Origin of the sequence: Armatimonas sp. (assembly GCF_031410135.1) — a bacterium.
Taxonomy (GTDB): Bacteria; Armatimonadota; Armatimonadia; order Armatimonadales; family Armatimonadaceae; genus Armatimonas.
The window spans coordinates 1-4,589 of record NZ_JANNYP010000541.1; the positions used below are offsets into that span (position 1 = coordinate 1).

4 protein-coding genes and 1 pseudogene are annotated in these 4,589 nt (G+C 61.3%); all 5 read left to right on the top strand.

The annotated features are described in order from the left end of the window. Positions 1–158, top strand: a pseudogene (locus RMO15_RS33385) (electron transfer flavoprotein subunit alpha/FixB family protein); the annotation flags it as partial. A 5-nt stretch (positions 159–163) separates the two neighbouring features. After that, positions 164–1,507: an acyl-CoA dehydrogenase family protein gene (locus RMO15_RS19970; RefSeq protein WP_309715958.1), complete on the top strand. Its 1,344-nt coding sequence runs from the start codon at positions 164–166 to the stop codon at positions 1,505–1,507. Then, positions 1,504–2,487, top strand: a complete 984-nt coding sequence (gene prpB, locus RMO15_RS19975) for a methylisocitrate lyase (protein WP_309715961.1) — start codon at positions 1,504–1,506, stop codon at positions 2,485–2,487. Before RMO15_RS19970 ends, prpB begins: the two co-directional genes overlap by 4 nt. Positions 2,488–2,498: 11 nt before the next feature. Continuing rightward, positions 2,499–3,602 (top strand): citrate/2-methylcitrate synthase, encoded by a 1,104-nt coding sequence (locus tag RMO15_RS19980; protein ID WP_309715965.1) that lies wholly within the window; start codon positions 2,499–2,501, stop codon positions 3,600–3,602. After that, on the top strand, positions 3,599–4,589 hold a 991-nt coding region (locus tag RMO15_RS19985; protein ID WP_309715968.1), incomplete at its 3' end, for a 3-hydroxyacyl-CoA dehydrogenase family protein. The genes RMO15_RS19980 and RMO15_RS19985, both read left to right, overlap by 4 nt.

The following is a 4,589-nucleotide window of genomic DNA, read 5'->3' on the forward strand; positions in this document are numbered from 1 at the left end:
GAGTCTCGGGGAGCATTCAGCACCTAGCGGGCATGAAGGACTCCAAGGTGATTGTCGCCATAAACACCGATCCCGATGCCCCGATCTTCGAGGTTGCGGACTACGGCTTGGTCGCCGATATCCATCAGGCGATCCCTGAGCTAATAGGGAAGCTGTAGCACAGATGACGGGGGGAGCGTTTCTGCGCGGGGAGTTTTCGGCTCCACGACTTTTAGACAGCTTTGAGAAGCAGTGTCTCGCGGCGATCTTGCCGTTTCTGGAGGGTGAGGTGCGGCCCGCCGCCGACCGAATCGAAGCGTGCGAGGACGGGCTTTTAGAGCGCTTGTTGCGGCAAGCTGGGGAGCTGGGGCTACTGGGTGGGGCGATCCCTGAGGAGCTGGGTGGGATCGCGCTTACCCGAACCCTGATCGCACGGTTTTGCGAGGAGACGGCTCGTGCCTGCCCTAGCTTTGCGATTCCGTTTAATGTTCACACCGGGGTCGCGATCCTGCCGCTGCTCTGGTTTGGCAGTGAGGCGCAGAAGCAGCACTGGCTTCCCAAGCTGGCAACGGGAGAGGCGATGGGGGCCTTTGCCCTCTCAGAGCCAGGAGCCGGCTCGGATGCGCTAGGGCTGACCTGCCGTGCCACGCAAACCCCGGAGGGCTGGCGGCTGAGCGGGCAGAAGCTTTGGATCACCAACGCGGGCTTTGCTGATCTCTTCACGGTCTTTGCCAAGGTAGACGGAGAGCACCTGACGGCGTTTCTGGTGGAGAAAGGCACGCCCGGTCTGAGCATCGGCAAGGATGAGAAAAAGCTGGGTCTGAAGGGCTCGTCTACCGCGGCGCTTTTTCTTGATAACGCGCTCATTCCTCATGAGGCCGCGCTGGGGGAGGTCGGGAAGGGGCATAAGGCGGCGCTCTTTCCCCTTAATGTGGGACGGCTCAATATCGGCGCAGCGGCGCTGGGAATGGCAAAAGAGGCCCTTGCGCTTGCCCTTGCCCACGCCAGCACCCGCAAGCAGTTTGGTCAGCCCCTGGATAAATTTGAGATCATCGCCGATAAGCTCGCCCGAATGACGCAGAAAATCGCCCTGTCGGAGAGTGTGATCTACCGAACGACGGCGCTCTTGGATAGCTTTCCCGGAGGCTCGCTGGCGGCGGGGGAAGAGTTTGCCATTGAGTGTGCGATCGCCAAGGTCTTCTGCACGGAGGCACTGGACTTTGTGGTAGACGAAGCTCTGCAAATCCACGGAGGGCTGGGCTTCTCTGAGGAGGTGCCTATCGCCCGGCTCTACCGCGATGCCCGCATCTTTCGTATTTTTGAGGGCACCAATGAGATCAACCGCCTGACGATTGCCACGCAGCTCCACAAGCGCCTGATCATGGGACGAATCCCGCCGCTCCTCGCGTGGCACCCTCTGTGTGATCCCCTCGGTGCCCTAGAGGCCGCCCCGGAGAGTCAGCTTCGGGCCATTGCCCTGGCGGATGCGGCAATTGCGCTCTATGCGCAGGGGGAGATGAAATCATGAGCCTGCGTGCACTTCTCACCAAAAGCCAGGTCGTCCTGCCGGGCGTCTTTAATGCCATCACGGCCCAGCAGGCGGTCGCCTGTGGCCACCCGGCGCTCTATCTCTCGGGCGCGGGCCTCACCAACGCGCTGACGGGCTACCCCGATATTGCGCTGCTCACGCTCACCGAGTTCGCTCAGCAGGCACGCTACGTCTGCCGCGCAGTGCCCGGAACGCCCGTGATCGCCGATGCCGACACGGGCTTTGGAGACGTGCTCAATGTGGCACGCACGGTCGAGGAGTACGAGCACGCGGGGCTGGCGGGGCTGCACCTTGAGGATCAGCTCTCACCCAAGCGCTGTGGGCATTTAGACGGCAAGAGCCTGATCGAGCCGGAGGCGATGGCGGCAAAAATTCGCGCCGCTGTTCGAGCGCGCACCAACCCGGATTTCTTTCTCATCGCCCGCACCGATGCGCGTGGCGTAACGGGACTGGACGATGCCATTGCACGTGCCAAGTGCTACGTGGACTCTGGGGCCGACGCGATCTTCCCCGAGGGCTTGCAGAGCCGCGAAGAGTTTGAAGCCTTTGCAAGCGCCCTCCCGGGTACCTACCTACTTGCCAACATGACCGAGTTTGGCAAGACTCCGATGATCTCTGCGGAAGAATTTGCGCTACTTGGCTATCGGCTCGTGATCTTCCCGATGACCGCGTTTCGCGCGATGCTCTACACCGCCCGCGAGGTCTACACGACGCTCCACAAAACAGGGACGCAGCAGAGCCTGCTGGGCCAGATGCAGACCCGCGCCGAGCTTTACGAGCTGATCGGCTACAAAAAATACACAGAGTTTGACAATGAGGTTTCAACCTCTCCCCCTTCCCCCTCTCCCGGGCGTTCGTACCTCACTGAGAAAGGGGGGACTAGCTCTACAACACCCCTCTCTTCCCCAGCGAAGAATGAGCGTCCGGGGGAGGGAGGGGCGGGGGGAGGGAGAGGTTAAGAGGTGAATTCATGGACACAAGCAGCTATAAACCCGGACTTGAAGGCGTAATTGCCGGAATCTCCGCCGTCTCGATGGTGGACGCGGAGAAAAACGAGCTTCTCTACCGAGGCTACGATATCCACGACCTGGTGGAGCACTGCACGATGGATGAGGTTGCGTATCTGCTCCTCTACGGCGAGCTTCCCGATGAGGCCACTCTGGAGGCATTCAACCAGCGCATTCGTATGGATCGCGAGGTTCCCCCCGCCCTCTATGATCTCTTCCGCGCCCTGCCCAATACCGCGCACCCGATGGATCGCCTCAAAGCCGCCGTCGCGCTGCTGGCGACGTTCCTGCCCGAGGACGAGACCAATCTCCGAAAGGCCGAGCGGCTCTATGCCAAGCTTCCCACGCTGGTCTGCGCGTCGTGGCGGATCTCGCAGGGGCAGGAGCCTGTCGTGCCCGACCCCAATCTTGACCACAGTGCCAGCTTCTTTCACTTGCTCACCGGAACGCCGCGCACGGACTACCTTGCCCATGTCTTTAACGTGACCCAGATTCTCTACGCCGAGCATGGCTTCAATGCTAGCACGTTTGCCGCGCGGGTTACGGTCTCGACGCTCTCGGATCTCTACAGTGGCGTGGTCAGCGCCATTGGAACCCTCAAAGGCCCCCTCCACGGCGGTGCCAACGAGGCAGCGATGGAGATGCTGCAGGAGATTGGGAGCCCGGAGAATGCGCAGGAGTGGGTTCGGGATGCCCTGGTGCAAAAGAAGAAAATCATGGGCTTTGGCCACCGGGAGTACAAGCACGGCGACGAGCGTGCCAAGATCGTCAAAGGCTACGCCAAAGAGCTGGCCGAGCGCACGGGCAATGCTCTCTGGTGGGAGATTTCCGAGATCGTCGAGGCGGAGATGCTAGCCGCCAAGAAGCTCCATCCTAACTTGGACTTTCCCGTGGCGAGTGTCTACTACCTGATGGAGCTGCCGATTCCTGTCTACACCCCGATCTTTGTGCTGAGCCGCATCACCGGCTGGAGCGCCCATATCATCGAGCAGCTCGAAAATAATAGGATCATCCGCCCTGGTCATCTCTATAACGGCCTTGAAAAACGGAGCCTCGCGCCGCGATGAAAGAGCAAGGCGTTGCTGTGGTGATCGGGGCGGGGACGATGGGTGGGGGAATCGCTGCCGATCTTGCCAACGCGGGCTGGACGGTGTACTTGCTGGATCAGTCGGTAGAGCTGGCGGAGGCGGGGAAAGCGCGGGTCGTGAAAGCAAGCCCGCCGCTGCTCTATCTGTCTGAGTTTGCCGAGCGCATCGTGCTGGGGTCGTCGGAGGAGCTGGGTGTCTGCGCCAATGCCGACTGGGTCATTGAGGCGATTGCGGAGAACCTCGCGCTCAAGCAGGCGCTCTTTACTCGCCTGGAGAGCGTGGTGGGGCCGGAGACGCTTGTCACCAGCAACACGAGCGGGCTCTCGCTCACGGCGATGTCCAAGCACTGCGGGATGGCGTTTCGGCGGCGGTTCTTCGGGACGCATTTCTTCAATCCGCCGCGCTACTTGAAGCTCGTGGAGGTCGTGCCGACGCCCGCCACCAATAGCGCGGTTCTCCAGGAGTTTATCGCCGGGCTCGAAGCGCAGACCAATCATCGTGTGGTTATCGCAAAAGACACGCCGGGCTTTATCTCGACGCGGCTCTGGATCACGCACCTACTGGATACGATCCACACGGCTATTGAGCAGAATATCCCCGTCGAAGTGGTGGATGCCCTCACCGGCCCCGCGCTGGGCCGCCCGAGAAGCGCGACGTTTCGTATGGCCGATCTGGTGGGGCTGGATATTATCGCCAGTATCGCGAAGAATCAGTACGAGGCACTGCCTCATGACCCACTACGTGAGCGTCTGCGCTTGCCGGATGCTCTGAAAACGCTCCTCGCCGAGGGACGCACGGGCCAGAAATCTGGGGCGGGGTTTTACAAGCGCGAGGGCAAGGATATTCTCGCCCTCGACTGGGCAACGCTCACCTACCGACCTCGCGACGAAACCATCACCGACGCAGGCAAAGCTCTTATTGCCACCGTTCTGCCGCGCTTCTGTGACTACGCCGCCTCCATCGCCG